Source organism: Pseudomonas sp. R1-18 (assembly GCF_051132095.1).
GTDB lineage: Bacteria > Pseudomonadota > Gammaproteobacteria > Pseudomonadales > Pseudomonadaceae > Aquipseudomonas.
The window spans coordinates 2,315,591-2,331,963 of sequence record NZ_CP071658.1; the positions used below are offsets into that span (position 1 = coordinate 2,315,591).

Sequence of the window (16,373 nt, forward strand, 5' to 3'; positions counted from 1 at the left end):
GATGGTAGTCTTCGCGGGCCCGCGCAGCGCTGGAGTCAGTCGCGGTATGAAAGGAGTCATTCTGTGAAGGAGGCAATATCTTGTCATCTGTAGACGAGGGTTTATCCCGCCTGCAACTCGATGGTGTATGGGCGGGTTTCAGGCAACTGCTGCCCATCTCCCTGTTTGTGGTCGTTTTCGGCATTGCATTCGGCCTGGCAGCTGCGCAGACCGGGCTTGATGATTCGGTCATTGTCATGATGAGCGGCCTGGTTTTCGCCGGGGCGTCGCAATTTGCCGTGCTCAAGCTGTGGGGAGCCGAAGTCCCGCTGATCCCGCTGATCGTCACAGTGTTCGCGATCAACGCCCGGCACTTGCTGATGGGAGCGACCTTGTACCCCTGGCTGCGCAATCTGCCGCCTGCCCGGCGTTACGGGGTCATGCTGGTGGTATCGGACGCCAACTGGGCAATGTCCATGCAGGCTTTCGGCCGTGGCGAACCGGGCCTGGGGCTGTTGCTCGGCGGCGGCATTGCGTTGTGGTCGACGTGGCTGCTGGGCAGCTGGCTCGGGCTCTATTTCGGGGCGGCGATCGCCGATCCGGTGAGCTGGGGGCTGGACATGGTGATGGGCTGCTTTCTGCTGGCGATGGTAGCGGGGGGCAAAAAGGACTTGCGCATACTGGTCATCTGGGGCGTGGCGGCCTGCGCATCGCTGCTGGCGTACAAGTACCTGCCGGCCAACAGTCATGTGGTAGTGGGTGCAATAGCAGGCGGCCTGCTGGGTGCGGTATGGATGGAGAAGCACGATGCACATTGACGCGACCACCGGCTCCGGTGCATTTCTCATCGTTCTGATCATGGCGATCGTCACGCTGGCCACCCGGTGGGGCGGTGTTTTCGTGATGTCGTTCGTACCCATCAACCGTCGGGTTCAACTGTTCATCGGGGCCATGTCCGGCTCGGTGCTGGTCGCACTTCTTGCGCCGCTGGCAGTGGCGGGCGACAGCGGCGCACGGCTCGCATTGCTGACCACGGCGGTGGTCATGTTGCTGATCAAAAAGCCGCTGCCCGCCATCGCGGCGGGAATTGCCGCCGCAGCGCTGATCCGGCAGATCTGAAACCGAGGGCGTCATGGTGTTATCGGATGACGCCTGTAAACTTCGCCCTCGATCCAGCCTTCAATTCCGCTCTAAATCAGACAAAAGAGACCCTAATGGCAAACTCCGACATCACCTTCCTCCCCGACCCGGACGCCGAGTCCATCTCATCCGACGTGGCAGGCTTCGGTGGGCTGCTGGTTTCCACGCAGATTCCAACGCGTGCCGACGGCAGTCTGGAACTGGGCGGAATCGTCGAGCAGAGCGAATGCACGCTGCAGGCGCTGAGGGTTGCGCTGGAGCGGGCCGGCAGTTCCATGGATCGCGTGCTGCACCTGACCATCTACCTGACCGATATGGCCGACCGCGCCGCGTTCAACGAAGTGTACCAACGCTTTTTCGCCAGGCCCTGGCCAGTACGCGCCGCGGTCGGCGTGTCCGCGCTGGCGGTGGAAGGCATGCGTGTGGAAGTCACCGCGATGGCGGCCAAGGGCAACTGAGGTCCTTCCGCGTCTGGTTGAACGACAGGCGCTTGCAGGCATTGGCCTGGCTGCAAGCGCCGGTCAGAGTTCAGCGGCAGACGTTATTCGGTCGGCGACTCCGTGTTGATGTATTCCGGAGCCTTGGCCAGCGGGTACTGGCGCTGCTGGCTGCGACGGGCGGGTTGTCTGGATGGCAGCGGATCAAGTTTCTGCGGCTGTCCGGTTTCCAGCGCTCGCTCGATGGCCTGAACCACAAGGACATCACGCCAGCCTTCCTCGCCGTCCGGCTCTGGAGCCTGGTCATTGAGAATGCAGTCCGAAAAGTAGGCGGTCTCGCCGGCGAACTGATCCACCACCGGATGAACGTGCTCGCGGGTCTGCTCGCCGATCGTGGCGCGGTAGCTGATCGCCACGCCTTCCCCGTATCCGAAGCACGGTGACGCATCGATATGGCCGCCGGTCGCCAACAGCTGAAAACGCTCGCTGTCCGGCAGACTGGAACTGACAGTGAACTGCGCCAGACGCTCGTCCGGGAATCGCAGGGAAACGGTAACGGTGTCGGGCGTGCTCATCTTGCTGCCGGGGGTGCGGATGCCGGTTGCGCTGACTTCGATTGGCTCGGCATTGAACAGCTGGCGAACCATGTTCAGCGGATAAGGCCCCATGTCACTCACAGGCCCCGCGGCAAAGCCATGCTCGGTACGATGGTTGCTGGCTTTGACGGTCTGGGTGAAGGTCGAGGTGAACAGGCGCGGGTCGCCGAATTCTTTCGCTTGTACCCGCTCGATCATCTCCAGCGTGCCCGGCTCGCAATGCAGGCGGTAAGCGATCATCAGTTTTGCGCCGGAGCGTTTCGAGGCTTCGATCATCGCCTGGCAGTCGGCCTCGCTGGTGGCCATGGGCTTTTCCAGCAGCACATGGATGCCGGCTTCCAGAGCGGGCACCACGAACTGCCGATGCAGAAAGTTGGGGGTTGCAACGTAGACCGCGTCGACCTCACCGGATGCCAGCAGACTGGCGTAGTCGTCATAGCTGTAGCTTTTGAGTCCGTACTGACGCGCCAGGCGGTCGGCCTTTACCGGGTCGCCGGTCACCAGTGCGGTCATGACTGAGTTCTCCGTCTGACCGACACCGGGCATGAACGCGCCCTGGGAAATTGATCCGCCCGCTACTACGCCATAGCGGATTTTGCCGTCTGAACTGGGCATTACAAGGCTCCTGGTCAGTGGGCAGACGATGTGCCTGCCCCTGAAAAGTGAGCCCTGTGAATGCCCTGAGTTCCATCCGATTCGGTTTACTGCTGCTCGGCCTCGGGCAGACGGGCGACGACCTTGATCTCGAAATCGAAGCCATACAGCCAGGTGACGCCAACGCCGGTCAGCGTCGGATGGGGTGCTTCGCCCCAGAATTCCGGGACGATCGCCCACACGGTTTCGAAATTTTTCTGCGGGTCGACGATAAACATCGTGACGTCAATCACGTCATCGAAGGTGCAATCCGCAGCGGCCAGGACCGCGTTGAGGTTGGTGAAGGCCAGGCGCACCTGTTGCTTGAGGTCCGGCTCCGGCGAGCCGTCTTCACGGCTGCCCACCTGCCCGGAAACGAATAGCAGACCATTGGTACGAACGGCCGGCGAATAACGGTTGCGCTCATACAGCGCCTGGCGTCCAGCAGGGAATACAACGTCGCGATGGGGCATGAGTCTCTCCAGTCGGAAGGTCTTAACGAACTGATTTGTCGTTGAAGAGACTCTAGGCGCTTGCGCGAAGGCGATAAATGGCCAACCCTAGCCAGCACTGTTTGTAAATTCCAAACAATCGCCGCCATAAGCAGGGGCTCCGATGGACCGATTCGACGCGATGCAGGCGTTTGCGCGGGTAGTGGAAGCGGGCAGCTTCACCAAAGCCGCCGATACCCTGCACATGAGCAAAACCAGCGTGACGCAGCTGGTGCAACAGCTCGAAGCCCGCCTGCGGGTCAAGCTGCTGAACCGTACCACGCGCCAGGTCAAGCTGACCGCCGATGGTGCGGTTTTCTACGAGCGCGCGGTGCGCCTGCTGGCTGATCTGGACGACGCGGAAACCAGCCTGTCCGCCGCGGCCGCGCTGCCCAGAGGCCGGTTGCGGGTCGACGTGCCGAGCCCGTTCGCCAACCTGATTCTGGTCCCGGCGCTGCCCGCGTTCCATGCGCGCTACCCGGATATCCAGATCGATATGGGCGTGAGCGACCGCGTCGTGGACCTGATCGGTGAAAACGTCGACTGCGTGGTGCGCGGCGGCGAACCGACCGATCAGGGGCTGGTGGCGCGGCGGGTGGGGGATCTGCGCCTTGGCGTTTATGCGGCGCCAGGCTACCTGCAACGTCTCGGCACGCCCGCGCACCCCCGGGAGCTGGAGGATTCGGATCATCGAATCGTCGGTTTTCTGTGGGCACGCAGCGGCAAAGCCTTGCCTTACGCAATGCGCCGCGACACCGAGACCGTCCACATCCAGGGCCGCTACGTGCTGGCGGTAGACGACGGCAATGCGTATCTGGCCGCAGGTCTGGCTGGCCTGGGCCTGCTCTGGTTGCCCGATTACATGGCGCGACAACCGTTGGCCCGGGGTGAACTGCTGCCATTGTTCGAGGACTGGCAGCTTGAACCCATGCCGATGTACATCGCCTACCCGCCAAATCGCCATATCAGCCTGAAGCTGCGAGTGTTCATCGACTGGGTCATCGAATTGATGAACGAGCACGCCCCGGTGATTGATCGATCTACCATGGACGAGCGCGAGCTGTAGGCGCGCGCTTGCCCGCGATGACACATCTGCTGCGCCTGTTCCGGCCTCCTCGCGGCTAAAGCCGCTCGTATAGCTTGCTGTGCTGCGGCCCTGTGGGAGATTCTATGTTTGGGGGAAGCCCTAAACCGCCCTTGGGCAGAAACTCCTGGTGCCCGCGAATCCGCTTTTGATTCTGCCCGCAGGGCGTGGGAGTGAGCTTGCTCGCGATCTGGCGCGTAGCGGCAGTAATCCTGGCGACCTTGGTTATACCGCATGAACCATCTTGCTGCCGGTTCCCGGCAGATCGCAGGCAAGCCAGCTCCTACAGTTCGTGCAGCGCTGCGGTTCTTGTGGGAGCTTGCTCGCGATTGCTCTTTATCAGACGATGCAGATGTGTAGCTGGAACGGCACTATCGCCAGCAAGCTGGCTCCGCAAGATCAGCTCCCGCTCCACGGCGTTTCGCCCGTTGTCAAAACAGCGTGAGCAGCCCGACCACCAGCCAGCCGATAAACAGCAACGCGATCAGCCAGCGCATGACATAGGGCGACAGCATGACCAGCGCCAGGCCGGTCAGGGATACCAGGCCGAACCAGCCCACCGGGCCCATGGCCCAGCCCCAGCTGGCCACGCTGCTGGCGAAGCTCGCCGCCAGCGCCAGCCAGCCAAGCGCGCGCAGGGCTCGCAGTAGCCCTGCGCGGGGCGGACGTTGCAGCAGCTGCCGGTGGTGCCGCTCCAGCCCCAGGCACAGCCCGAACATGCCGCTGCTGGCCAGCAGCGCGGCGGTTAGCAGAGCAAGGCTCATCCATTCACCTCCGCTGTATCAGGGGAACGCCGACGCGCGGGGCGTGGCTCCACAGGTCGGCCCAGCTTCCAGGTCAGCCAGGTCAGCACGACGCCGATCACCACGCTGCTTGCTTCCACATAGAGCGCGATACCCTGCGTGGAGGGGATGCCTGGCACCGCCAGACTCAGCAATGGCAAGCCCAGACACAGCAGCGCTGTCAGCCCCAGCTGCTCGCGCCATGCCGCCATTCGCGGGCGCACGATGGCATGGCCAAAGCTCGCCAGCCACACCAGGAAGAATACCTGTACCTCATGGCTACCGCGCTGCGCCAGGTCGATCGGCAGCAGACGATTCGCCCACAGGAAGGCCACGCAGGCCAGCGGCAGTCCGGCAACGATGGTGACGTTGAGGCGTTCGGCGGCGTGGTAGAGCAGGGCGGCGACAGCGCCTTCACTGTCATGCCGACGCCGCCGTTTGACAGTGAACAGCACCACGCCCGTTGCAAGCATCGCGCAGCTCGCCAGGCCGCAGAGGAAATACAGCCAGCGCATCGGGTAACCGCCGAACTGCGCAAAATGCAGGCCGGACATGACTTTCTGGGTCAACAGGCTCGGTCGGCTCTCCGCTGGCGGACGCAGAACTTTGCCGGTCACGCCGTCGAACAGCATGCTCTGGCCCTTGGTCAATTCGATGCGGTTGCCCAGCACCGGTCGAGCTTCGATGCGCATGTCAGCGCGGCCCGGATTCTGGATCGTCAGACCGGCGACTGGTCCCATCAGCCGTTCGGCTTCAGCGAGCAGCGGGCCGAGCGGCGTCAGTGGCGTCGCCGCCTGAGACGCCGAAGCTACCGCGTCGCGACGGTGTTCGGCGCCCTGGGGTCTGTTTCCGGCCTGCCGTTCGACCGGCGCGCCACGGATCGCCCGTGTCGCGGCGTCGCGGTCGCCATCAAACAGCGCGTCGATACCGGCGGGCATGTAGATCAGGTAGAAAATCACCAGCCCGGTGTAGGTAATCATCAAGTGAAAAGGCAGCACCAGCACTGCAGTGGCGTTATGCGCATCCAGCCATGAGCGCTGGCCCTTGGCGGGCCGAAAGGTGAAAAACTCCTTGAAGAACTTCTTGTGAATCACGATGCCGCTGACCAGCGCCACCAACATGGCCATCGCGGCCAGGCCGACTACCCAGATGCCGATGTTGCGTGGCAGGTCGAGGGTGAAGTGGAAACGGAAGAAAAAGTTGCCACCCGCGGTTTCACGAACGTCCAGAACCTGGCCGTTGTGCGGATCGAGGTAGGTGCTGGTGCCACGCCTTTGCTCACCGGCCGACGCCGTCAGGGCAGGCGACCGATCGGTCGGAAGGCCAATGTTCCAGCTCCGGGCTTGCGGCTGCGTGGCGGCGAGATGGTCCAGCGCCACTTGCGCCGCTTGCACCTGGTCCAGCGAATGGACCGGGATTTCCGGACGCATCCAGCCGTCGATTTCCTTGTCGAAAACCGCGAGCGTGCCAGTCAGAAATATCGCGAACAACAGCCAGCCGAAGATCAGCCCGCTCCAGGTGTGCAGCCACGATAGCGATTGGGTGATGGTTTTGTTTTTCATCCCAGGCGCTCCAGCCATTGCGGCCAGAAACCGATGGCGCTCAAGGGCAGCGCCAACGCGATGCCTGCCCAGGCCCGCCGCGCGCTGCGGCAAGCGAAGGCCCACAGGATCGCCAGGGTATAGACCACGAACGACAACAGGCTGGCGGTGACCAGCGCATCGACCTTGTCCAGCGGCAGCAGGCGTGCCAGCGCGGCGGTGAAGGCGTAAGTAAACAGATAGCCGCCCAGCAGGGCGGCGGTGATTCGGGAAATCGTCGGCCAGAGGGCGGACTTTGTTTTCATGGCGTTTACTCGTGAGTAGCCACAGGCAGTGCCCGGCGCGGGGGCCGGGTGTTACGGTCAGAACGACGTGGTGATCGAGGCGTAGATGGAACGTCCCGGTTCGTTGTAGGTGCTGGCGCCAGCGCTGGTGCCTGCGCCTTCGCGGTATACGCGCTTGTCGAACAGGTTATTGAGGCCCGCACTGAGCGACAGGTTCTTGTTCACCTCGTAGGTCCCGCCGATGCCCCACACGTGGTACGGGTCAAGCGTGCGCAGTTCGTTGGCGGCGGTCACCGGAGCTTCGCGCAGCGGATTGAGCTGCCTTGGTTCCTGCTTGCCGTAGTAGGTGCCGGTCAGGCTCAGCGACAGCGCGTCGTTCACCTGCCAGTCCAGCATGGTATTGACCGTGTACTTGGGAGTTACCGACAACGGGTTGCCGTCGCCGTCCTTGTTTTCCTGCATGTAGGTGAAGTTGGTGTTCCAGCTCAGGGTCTCGCCGTTGTCGCCCAGCAGCGGAACGCCGAGGTTGCCTTCCCAACCCTTGACGACTGCGTCCTTGGCGTTGTCCCACTGCAGGATCGCTTCGTTGATGGCTGTGCGGTCGACAAGGTCGTTCGAGGAGACGATCTTGTTCTCGTAGTCGTTGCGGAAGTACGTGACGCCGGCGCTCCAGCCATCGCGGGCGAAGCTGACGCCCAGTTCCTTGTTGATGCTGATTTCCGGGTCCAGGTTCTCGTTGCCCAGCACGTAGCAGCCGGTCGAACTCAGGCTCGGTGCGCAGCCGTTGCCGTTACTGCGGTACAGGTAGTTGGGGTTGGACTGGTACAGGTTCGGCGCTTTGAACGCCCGCGCGATGCCGCCCTTGAGGGTGATGTCGTCGGTCAGTTTGTAAGACGAGTTGAGGCTCGGGCTCCAGTTCGCGCCGAACTGGTCGTGATGATCGAGGCGCAGGCCCGGCGTGAGGTACCACTTGGGCGTCAGCTCGATATTGTCTTCGAGGAACACCGCCATGATGGTGGCGTCCATGTCGGTTGCGCGGGAGCCGGCTGCCGAGTTGGGCAGGCTGGTGCCAATGGCGCGATCCATGGTGCTGGGATCGTCCAGGACCTGGCGGTTCCATTCGGAACCCAGGGTCAGGGTCTGCGGCACCAGGATTTCCAGGGGAATATCCAGCTGGCCTTGCAGCAGATAGCTGTCGTAAGTGCTGGTGCTCTTGTCGGCATTGGCGCTGATGTCGCCGTCGACCGAGCCGGTCTGGCCTTCGAGCAGGCGGTTGTTGCGCGTCTTCTCGTACTGCGCCAGCAGGCGCGAGGTACCGAATTCCCAGTCTCCGCGGTGAGTGACAGCGAAGTTCTGGCGATACATGGTGTTGGTTTCGCGGCCCAGCCAGCTATTGATGGTGCTGTCCGGCACCAGCGATTCGGTCGCGCCGGTACCGACGTCGCCCGAATAGATGTTGCCCTGGCGGCTATAACCGGTTTCGAAATCGATGGTCTGCTGCGGGTCGAGGGCCCAGCTGAGCAGCGCGTTAACGTCTTTATTGCGCACGCCTTCGCGGCCTGCCGCCAGCGATGCACCGGAGGCGGTATGGTCCTGGTTGATGTCGGCATCGTCTGCGTCGGTCTTGTTGAGGTTGCCGTAGACGCGGAACGTCAGCGCATCGGTCAGAGGGCCCGACAGGCTGAAGGTGGTGCGTTTGGTGACGCCTTCGGCGTCGTCCTCCGGCATGTTGGTGTAGGCGGTGAGGGAACCGGACAGCTTTTCGGTCGGGCGCTTGGTGATGATGTTGACCACGCCGCCCATGGAACCCGAGCCATAGCGCGCCGCCGCCGGGCCGCGCAGTACTTCGATGCTTTCCACTTCGTTGGCCGGCACCCAGTTGCTGTCGCCACGGGTATCGCGCTCGCCGGAGCGGGTGTACCGCACCGAGTTGCGTGAGGTAACCGGCTTGCCGTCGATCAGAATCAGGGTGTTCTCCGGCCCCATGCCGCGCAGGTCGATCTGCCGGTTGTTGCCACGGGTGCCGCTGGCGCTGTTGCCGGTCAGGTTGACGCCTGGCATCTTGCGCACGATGTCCGACAAGTCGTTGACCGGCGGTCGCTTCTTGATGTCATCAGCGGTGATGAGCGATACGCCCGAGGCCTGTTTCAATTCCTGCTCGGCGGTGGCGACCACATGGGTATCCGTGAGCTGCAGGGCATCCTGCTGTGCGGGCGCACCGACTTCGCGGGTGTCTTCAGCCATCACGATCGAGGGTGAAGCGGCCAGCAAGGCCAGGAAAAGGTGGCTGAGCTTGAACTGCGCTTGCATCTACAACACTCCTGTTGCCTTGAAAACGTTGCCTTCGCGACCGGGTCGGGGAGGCAGCGGCTGAATAGCCTTGTAACGTCGGGAGCAGGGAGTGAGCTTCACGCTACCAGCCGGTAATCACGGCTCATCCAAGTCCCTGGATGGCGGGATGATAGTGATTCGCAAATGAGAGTAAATATATTTTACACTTTATACACTTGGCAGCCGCAGATGCACGCGCAGCCCTGGCCCGGCATTCTCCGCCCGGATATCGCCACCCAGCGACCGCACTACGCTGCGCGCTATCGAAAGCCCGAGACCGAAGCCATCGCCACCGGGTCGGGCGGCGTGCAAACGGGTAAAAGGCTGGAACATCTGTTCCAGCTTGTCAGGATCGACGCCGGGCCCCTGATCCTCGATCCACAGGTGCCAGTTGCTGTCATCGCGGGATCCGCCGAATCGCACTACGCCCTGTTCGGGTGAATGGCGAATGGCATTGCGCAAGATATTCTCGAACACCTGCGCCAGGCCATTCAGGTTACCCAGTACGCAGCAGTCTTGCGGTACGTCACAGGGCAGGCGCTCGGGCGGCCAGCCGGTTTCGAAGCAGGCATCCTCGCGCAGCAATTCCCACAGTTCGCCCATCGCCACGGGCTCGACCGGCAATTGCGGGCGCTCGGTATCCAGCCATACCAGCTCCAGCGTGTCATTGATCAGCCGTTCCATGATCTGCACCTCACGCTCCTGCCGCTGGCGCATGGCGTCGATATTCAGCTCGCGCTCGCCGGCCACCCGTAAGCGACTCAGTGGTGTGCGCAGCTCGTGGGACAGCGCGCGCAGCAACTGGCGCTGGAATACGACCGTGCCTTCAACGCGGTCGGCCATGTGGTTCAGCGCGCGTGCCAGTTCGCCCAGCTCGTCGCGCCTTCCCGCCAGGCGCGTGCCGACGCGTGCCGCCAGGTCACCAGTGCCCAGCGCATTGGCCTGACGGCGCAAGATCACCATCGGCGCGATCAGCACCCGATACAGGAGGACCGCCAGCAGTAGTGCGAGACTTGTCGGCAGTACTTGTTGCAGCAGCGCTTCCCAGAGATTCTGATGCTGACGCGGGTGGAAACGCCGCGGCAGGTCCATCACCAGTCGGCCCTTGGAATCGCTGAAGGGAATGTAAAAGGTCGGCCAGCCGTCAGGACGCCCGATCAGCCAGTCCAGCCTGCGGACGAAATCCAGTCGGGCTTTGTCGCTTTCCGTAAGCGGCGTGGACGACAGCGACTGATCGTGCTCGCCGACTGCCACGGCCCACACCTGCTCACGCTGGCGCAGGTCGCGCAGGAAACGCTCGACACCTTCGGCGCCACGTTCCTGCAAGGCTTGTTCGGCCTGACGGGCATAAGCGGTCATGCCGCGCTTGGCCGGCTCCCCGAGCCGCGCTGTTGCCTCATGAAGGCGCTTGCTCAGGTCCACCTGCAGGCTGACCACCAGCAGACACAACACGGCCAGCATGCCGATCAGCTTCCACAGCAGCGAATGACGGTTCGGCAGTTTCATGGCAGAAGCCGGGTCAGCACGTAACCGGTGCCGCGCACCGTTTCGATCCGGGTGCCGTTATAGCCAGTCGCTTGCAGCTTGCGACGGATGCGGCTGACGTGCATGTCCAGGCTGCGATCGTGCAGGGAATATGCCCGGTGCATGGCCTGTTGGTACAGGAACGCCTTGCTCATGACTTCGCCGATATGATCGAGCAGCACTTCAAGAATCCGGTATTCAGTGGTGCTCAGATCGGCCCAGATACCGTTATGGCAGACGTCACAGCGTTGCTTGTCGAGCCGCAGCAGCGGGTCGCCAGCGACCGGCACGCTGCCCGATTCCTGGCTTGATTGCTGCTCGTAGGCCACGCGCCGCAGCACCGCGTCGATGCGTACGTCCATCTCCAGCATGCTGAACGGCTTGGGCAGGTAATCGTCCGCGCCCTGACTGAAGCCGATGATGCGGTCCTGTTCCGCGCCGAGCGCCGACATCAGAATCACCGGCAAGCGCTGGCGCTGGCGCAACTCGGATAGCACCTCCAGACCGCTGCTGCCGGGCAGCATGATGTCCATCAGGATCAGGTCGAATTCCTGCGAACGAACCAGGTTCACGACTTCATCGCCGTCGTGGCGCAGGGTGACGGCAAAACCCCGTCGGCCGAGATGCCCGGCCAGATGCGCCGCCAGCAGCGGGTCGTCCTCCACGGCCAGGATGCGTGGTTGCGGGCGAAGTTGAGGGGAAGAGGGCATGGATATCAAACCTTTAATGCGGCAACGCCCCGGTCGGGTGACCGGGGCGTTGCAACTGCCAGGCGCCGACGTCAGGCGCGCTTATCGAGCGGAATGCTAACAAATATCAGTCGCAACGTTAATGGTAATTATTCTTATATCAGTTTGCCAACGGAGGATTGGCGTTATCCGCATCCGGCAGCGGCTCTATGAGCCCCGCACCCTGGTTTCTGACGTTGCCTACCGCTTTACCGACGGCAAACCACTCGAAGTCTTCTACCGGACGACAAGCATCCCGCGCGATGGCTTCGGCGCGATGAGCGGGCAAGCCCGGCTCGATCCATTCCCGTGCCGCCTCGGGCGCCAGCACCACGGGCCGCCGGTCATGGATGTCCACCATGCCGGAATCACTGGCCGCCGTGATGACTACAAAACCGTCGCCCTCATGGGGTTCAAGGCCCGGGTGCACTTGGGCGAGAGCAGCGAAGAACATCGGTTCCTGGCTTTTCAGGCGGATGTAGAACGGCTGTTTTCGCTTGGCGTCGTTCGGATCCTGGACCCATTCGAACCAGCCGCTGGCCGGAGCCAGTGCGCGGCCATCGGGCCAAAGCTCCTTGAAAAATTTGCCGGTCATAACCGTCTCGACGCGCGCATTGATGGGCGCTGGACGCTTGCCCTTGGCCCAGAACGGCGCCCAGCCCCAGCGCACCTTGTCAACGCTCAGGCCTTCGCCGGCAGGCCGGATGATTTCGACGCGGGTGGTTGGGGCGACGTTGTAGCGCTCGATCGGCCATTGGTCGTAACCATTGATGATCAACTGCTCTGGCGCCAGCGTTCTGAGGTAATGATCCATGGGTTCGTAAACCGAATAGCGTCCGCACATGAGGGTCACCCGTGATGTGGTTGGTGGAAATTTCCTGCATGTGGCATTGACCTCAATCCAGCCACAGAGTTAACTGTATATACATACAGCTAACTCTAACAAGGTCTGCACCCATGAGCGTTACTCTTCTCGGCCCACTGTCAGCGGGCGGCACCCGGCTCCCGCTTCTGTCCTCACTGGTTTCGGCAGGCTTCCCGTCCCCTGCGGCCGATCATATCGAAAAGCACGTCTCGCTCGACGAGCTGTTCGATATTCGTGCACCGCACGTCTATCTGGTTAAGGTCGAGGGCGACAGCATGGAGGGCGCGGGAATCCACCACGGCGATCTGGTGCTGGTTGACCGCAGCCTGTACGCCGAGCACGGCGATATCGTGGTCGCGGCACTCTACTCGGAGCCGGTCTGCAAGCGCTTGTACATGCGTGGCGAAGCCGTGGTGCTGCAGTCCGAGAACCGCAGATACCCACCGCGGCAAGTCACGGAAACGGACGATCTGGTCATCATGGGCGTGGTGAAATACAGCTTGCGCAACCACGCAACTGCCTGAGAGTCATGCGGTTCGACCAGGGCTGGTGGGCCAAGCCATTGATCTCGGCATTCCTTGCGCGAGGCACAGACTTACAGGCCTTCATTGCAATGGGATGCCGTTGCCAGCCGCCTGTTACGCCGGAATAAGCCCTGCCTCCTGATAGCTGAGAATCAGGTCGTCGAATTCGCCGATATCAAGCCGGGTCCGGGCGATCAGTTGTGCGCCGGCGACCGCGGTGTAAATGGCGCGAGCGCGTCGTTTGCAGACTTCAGGGCTGCCGACACCGGCATCGGACAGCACCTCGGTCAGCCACGCCACGTTAGCGTCGGCAAACGCTTTGACCTCGTGCTTCACCGCATCCGGCAGGTCTTCGTACTCCGCTGCCATGAAGCTCGACAGGCACAGCCTGTTGCCGTCTTCAAGCGAGGTTCTGAAGATCGACGGATAGCGTTGCAGGCAACGACTGGGGTCTTCGCTGGAGGCACGCATCGCCTCCAGAACTTCCACCGTATCCTGCCAATAGCGTTGCGCAACGGCCGCGCCAAGCTCGGCCTTGCTCGGGAAATGGTAGTAGATACTGGCGTTCTTGATTCCGACCGCGTCGGCGATGCTTCGGAAATTGATGCCGCTGTAGCCATGCGTCTGCGCGGCCTTTCTGGCCGCGGTCAGTATGGCTTCCCGTGCGTTCTCGGTCATCTTCTGCTCCCTCATGTTTCAGCTCATCGGCGATGACGGATTCTACCTGCGGACAATGTTGCCTGCCAACTGACAGGTAGGGATTGACATCAGCAAAGCCGCTAGGACAATCTTTACCTACCAACTGACAGGCAGGTGAAAATCATGACCGCTTCGATCTATCAACGTGACGCAGGAAATGTATCCATGATGAAAATCCACGACTGGTTTGACGGCCCGTACCCGGCCCGTGTTCGTATAGCGCTGGCTGAGCTGGGACTGCTTTCCAGAGTCGAATTCGTATCGGTAAACCTCTGGACCGGTGAACACAAGCAATCCGAATTTCTGGCGATCAACTACTCGGGAACACTGCCAGTGCTGGAACTGGAAGACGGCACGCTCATCGCCGAGTGCACGGCTATCACTCAATATCTGGACGCACTGGGAGGTGAATTCGCCCTGACAGGACGAACGCCGCTTGAAAAAGGGCTCATTCACATGATGACCAAACGGGCCGAGATCGAGTTTCTCGACGCGGTCAGTGTGTATTTCCACCACGCCACCCCAGGCCTGGGACCGAAGGTCGAGCTTTATCAGAACGCCGAATGGGGCAACCGGATGCGCGACAAGGCAGCCCGTGGCATGCACTACTTCAACAGCGTTCTAGAGCGGCAGCCCTTTGTGGCGGGCGACCGTTTTTCCATGGCCGACATCGCCGTGCTTGGCGGCATGATTTTCGCCTCGCTGGTAAAACTCCCTGTGCCCCAGGAGTGCCGCGCGTTGCGTGAATGGCATTCCAGAATGCAGGCGCGGCCCAGCGTTCAACAATGGCGAGCGATGGTCGAGCAGGGCGCGCCGACGCAATAGAGGCCCCGGAACGTGCCTTCCCGTGGGAAAGTGTCGTCCGCATCTTTAAGCGAAGGATCAAGACAGCGCATGCATGCCGGGTTATCGTCCCGCTGCGTTGCGCTGTTTCCGAACACACCAAGCCCGATAGGAGAACCACAGATGGCCAAGGCCGCCGATGTCGTAGTGCAGTGTCTGGAGAACGAAGGGGTGGAATACGTTTTCGGTATTCCCGGCGAGGAAAACCTCGACCTGCTCGAATCCCTGCGCAAGTCTCAGATCAAACTGATACTGACTCGTCACGAACAGTCCGCCGGTTTCATGGCTGCTACCTATGGTCGCCTGACTGGTAAAACCGGGGTCAGCCTGTCGACTCTTGGCCCGGGCGCCACCAACCTGGTGACCGCAGGCGCCTACGCATACCTGGGCGGCATGCCGATGCTGATGATCACCGGGCAGAAGCCGATCAAGAAGTCCAAGCAGGGCCGTTTCCAAATTCTCGACGTGGTCGGCATGATGCAGCCGCTGACCAAATACACCCACCAGCTGGCATCGGCCGACAACATTCCATCTCGCGTACGTGAAGCGTTCCGTCTGGCCGAAGAGGAAAAACCGGGCGCGGTGCATCTGGAACTGCCGGAGGATATCGCCGCCGAACAGACCGAAAGCCTGCCGATCACACCGAGCCTGAGCCGCCGTCCGCTGGCCGAGCACAAGGCGATTCAGGCGGCGGTTGAAAAGCTGCAGAATGCGCGCAGCCCGATCCTGGTGATCGGTGCCGGTGCCAACCGCAAGATGACCGCCAAGGTACTCAAGCAGTTGATCGACAAGACCGGCATCCCTTTCGTCACCACGCAAATGGGTAAGGGCGTGGTCGACGAGCGTCATCCGCGCTTCCTGGGCAACGCCGCGCTGTCAGCCGGTGACTTTGTGCATCGCGCGGTCGAGGCCGCGGACCTGATCGTCAACATCGGCCACGACGTGATCGAAAAGCCGCCGTTCTTCATGGTTCGCGGCGGTACCGAGGTGATCCACATCAACTTCCGTTCCGCTGAAGTCGATCCGGTGTACTTCCCGCAGGTTGAAGTGATCGGCGACATCGCCAACGCCGTCTGGCAGATCGGCGAGGCGCTGACCGACAACACGCGGTGGGACTTCACACGCCTGCTGGCGATTCGCGAAGCCAACGAAGCGCAGATCATCGAAGGCGCCGACGACAATCGTTTCCCGGTCTACCCGCAGCGGCTGGTTGCCGACATCCGCCGCGCCTTGCCGTCCGAAGGCATCGTGGCGCTGGATAACGGCATCTACAAGATCTGGTTCGCCCGCAACTACAAGGCGCACAAGCCCAATACCGTGCTGCTGGACAACGCGCTGGCGACCATGGGTGCCGGTCTGCCGTCGGCTATGGCCGCGCATCTGGTGTATCCGGACCGTCCGGTCGTAGCCGTTTGCGGTGACGGCGGTTTCATGATGAACAGCCAGGAGCTGGAAACCGCGGTCCGCCTGAAGATGAACCTGACCGTGGTGATCCTGCGCGACGACGGCTACGGCATGATCCGCTGGAAGCAGGCGAACATGGGCTTCACCGACTATGGCCTGGATTACGGCAACCCGGACTTCGTCAAATACGCCCAAGCGTATGGCGCCCATGGCCATCGAGTCGAAAGCGCGGAAGAGTTCCTGCCATTGCTGGAGCGTTGCGTGAGCAGCCAGGGCGTGCACGTCATCGACTGCCCGGTCGACTACTCCGAGAATGACTTCATTCTCAATACCGACCTCAAGCGCAGAAGCTCGCAGGCCTGACCGGCGAGCAGACCGTATCGCGGCTGTCGCGGCTGTCGGGGTCGAGCGCGTTCCTGCCGGCTCGCCAGGAGCGCGCTCGCCCGCGCCCCTCACGACCCGCAATGCCAGACTGTTTGCATAACGAC

At 62.1% G+C, this 16,373-nt stretch carries 17 protein-coding genes; 7 read left to right on the forward strand and 10 right to left on the reverse strand.

Annotated features, from left to right (window positions below; all coding sequences use genetic code 11):
- Positions 1 to 80: 80 nt before the first annotated feature.
- The 3 genes from J3P77_RS10755 to J3P77_RS10765 all read left to right on the forward strand — a co-directional run bounded on the left by J3P77_RS10755 (position 81) and on the right by J3P77_RS10765 (position 1,577).
- Positions 81 to 797 carry an AzlC family ABC transporter permease gene (locus J3P77_RS10755; protein WP_434681642.1) on the forward strand — a complete coding sequence of 239 codons (717 nt, stop codon included), beginning with the start codon at positions 81 to 83 and terminating at the stop codon, positions 795 to 797.
- Positions 787 to 1,098: an AzlD family protein gene (locus tag J3P77_RS10760; protein ID WP_434681644.1), complete on the forward strand. Its 312-nt coding sequence runs from the start codon at positions 787 to 789 to the stop codon at positions 1,096 to 1,098. Before J3P77_RS10755 ends, J3P77_RS10760 begins: the two co-directional genes overlap by 11 nt.
- Before the next feature lie 95 nt (positions 1,099 to 1,193).
- Positions 1,194 to 1,577: a RidA family protein gene (locus tag J3P77_RS10765; RefSeq protein WP_434681645.1), complete on the forward strand. Its 384-nt coding sequence runs from the start codon at positions 1,194 to 1,196 to the stop codon at positions 1,575 to 1,577.
- A gap of 83 nt (positions 1,578 to 1,660) precedes the next feature.
- On the opposite strand, the gene J3P77_RS10770 is transcribed toward J3P77_RS10765, so the two are convergent.
- Together J3P77_RS10770 and J3P77_RS10775 are read right to left on the reverse strand one after the other, a co-directional pair.
- Positions 1,661 to 2,767: a Gfo/Idh/MocA family protein gene (locus tag J3P77_RS10770; RefSeq protein WP_434681646.1), complete on the reverse strand. Its 1,107-nt coding sequence runs from the start codon at positions 2,765 to 2,767 to the stop codon at positions 1,661 to 1,663.
- Positions 2,768 to 2,853: 86 nt separating this feature from the next.
- A complete protein-coding gene (locus J3P77_RS10775; protein WP_434681647.1) occupies positions 2,854 to 3,258 on the reverse strand; it encodes a RidA family protein in 405 nt (134 codons plus the stop codon).
- Positions 3,259 to 3,400: 142 nt separating this feature from the next.
- Between J3P77_RS10775 and J3P77_RS10780 the strand changes: the two genes are divergently transcribed.
- A complete protein-coding gene (locus J3P77_RS10780) occupies positions 3,401 to 4,342 on the forward strand; it encodes a LysR substrate-binding domain-containing protein (protein ID WP_434681648.1) in 942 nt (313 codons plus the stop codon).
- A 449-nt stretch (positions 4,343 to 4,791) separates the two neighbouring features.
- Here the strand turns inward: J3P77_RS10780 and J3P77_RS10785 are convergent, their stop codons facing one another.
- From J3P77_RS10785 to J3P77_RS10815, 7 genes are all read right to left on the reverse strand, one after another.
- Positions 4,792 to 5,124 (reverse strand): DUF3325 domain-containing protein, encoded by a 333-nt coding sequence (locus tag J3P77_RS10785; protein ID WP_434681649.1) that lies wholly within the window; start codon positions 5,122 to 5,124, stop codon positions 4,792 to 4,794.
- On the reverse strand, positions 5,121 to 6,704 hold the full coding sequence (locus tag J3P77_RS10790) for a PepSY-associated TM helix domain-containing protein (protein ID WP_434681651.1): 1,584 nt from the start codon (positions 6,702 to 6,704) through the stop codon (positions 5,121 to 5,123). The genes J3P77_RS10785 and J3P77_RS10790 overlap by 4 nt, the downstream gene beginning before the upstream one ends.
- Positions 6,701 to 6,988: a DUF3649 domain-containing protein gene (locus J3P77_RS10795; RefSeq protein ID WP_434681652.1), complete on the reverse strand. Its 288-nt coding sequence runs from the start codon at positions 6,986 to 6,988 to the stop codon at positions 6,701 to 6,703. Before J3P77_RS10795 ends, J3P77_RS10790 begins: the two co-directional genes overlap by 4 nt.
- A gap of 57 nt (positions 6,989 to 7,045) precedes the next feature.
- Positions 7,046 to 9,277 carry a FepA family TonB-dependent siderophore receptor gene (locus J3P77_RS10800; RefSeq protein WP_434681653.1) on the reverse strand — a complete coding sequence of 744 codons (2,232 nt, stop codon included), beginning with the start codon at positions 9,275 to 9,277 and terminating at the stop codon, positions 7,046 to 7,048.
- 189 nt (positions 9,278 to 9,466) lie between these two features.
- The gene (locus tag J3P77_RS10805; protein ID WP_434681654.1) at positions 9,467 to 10,804 is read right to left on the reverse strand and encodes a histidine kinase sensor domain-containing protein; all 1,338 of its coding nucleotides are present in this window, start codon (positions 10,802 to 10,804) and stop codon (positions 9,467 to 9,469) included.
- Positions 10,801 to 11,532 (reverse strand): response regulator transcription factor, encoded by a 732-nt coding sequence (locus tag J3P77_RS10810; protein ID WP_434681656.1) that lies wholly within the window; start codon positions 11,530 to 11,532, stop codon positions 10,801 to 10,803. Before J3P77_RS10810 ends, J3P77_RS10805 begins: the two co-directional genes overlap by 4 nt.
- A gap of 139 nt (positions 11,533 to 11,671) precedes the next feature.
- Positions 11,672 to 12,394 (reverse strand): SOS response-associated peptidase, encoded by a 723-nt coding sequence (locus J3P77_RS10815; protein ID WP_434681657.1) that lies wholly within the window; start codon positions 12,392 to 12,394, stop codon positions 11,672 to 11,674.
- 113 nt (positions 12,395 to 12,507) lie between these two features.
- Here J3P77_RS10815 and J3P77_RS10820 point away from each other — a divergent pair, with 113 nt between their 5' ends.
- Positions 12,508 to 12,939, forward strand: a complete 432-nt coding sequence (locus tag J3P77_RS10820; protein WP_434681658.1) for a LexA family protein — start codon at positions 12,508 to 12,510, stop codon at positions 12,937 to 12,939.
- Positions 12,940 to 13,053: 114 nt separating this feature from the next.
- Here the strand turns inward: J3P77_RS10820 and J3P77_RS10825 are convergent, their stop codons facing one another.
- Positions 13,054 to 13,617, reverse strand: a complete 564-nt coding sequence (locus J3P77_RS10825) for a TetR/AcrR family transcriptional regulator (RefSeq protein WP_434681659.1) — start codon at positions 13,615 to 13,617, stop codon at positions 13,054 to 13,056.
- 144 nt (positions 13,618 to 13,761) lie between these two features.
- On the opposite strand from J3P77_RS10825, the gene J3P77_RS10830 reads away from it, so the two are divergent.
- Together J3P77_RS10830 and J3P77_RS10835 are read left to right on the forward strand one after the other, a co-directional pair.
- Positions 13,762 to 14,463, forward strand: a complete 702-nt coding sequence (locus J3P77_RS10830) for a glutathione S-transferase (RefSeq protein ID WP_434681660.1) — start codon at positions 13,762 to 13,764, stop codon at positions 14,461 to 14,463.
- A 141-nt stretch (positions 14,464 to 14,604) separates the two neighbouring features.
- A complete protein-coding gene (locus tag J3P77_RS10835) occupies positions 14,605 to 16,248 on the forward strand; it encodes an acetolactate synthase large subunit (RefSeq protein WP_434681661.1) in 1,644 nt (547 codons plus the stop codon).
- Positions 16,249 to 16,373: the final 125 nt, after the last annotated feature.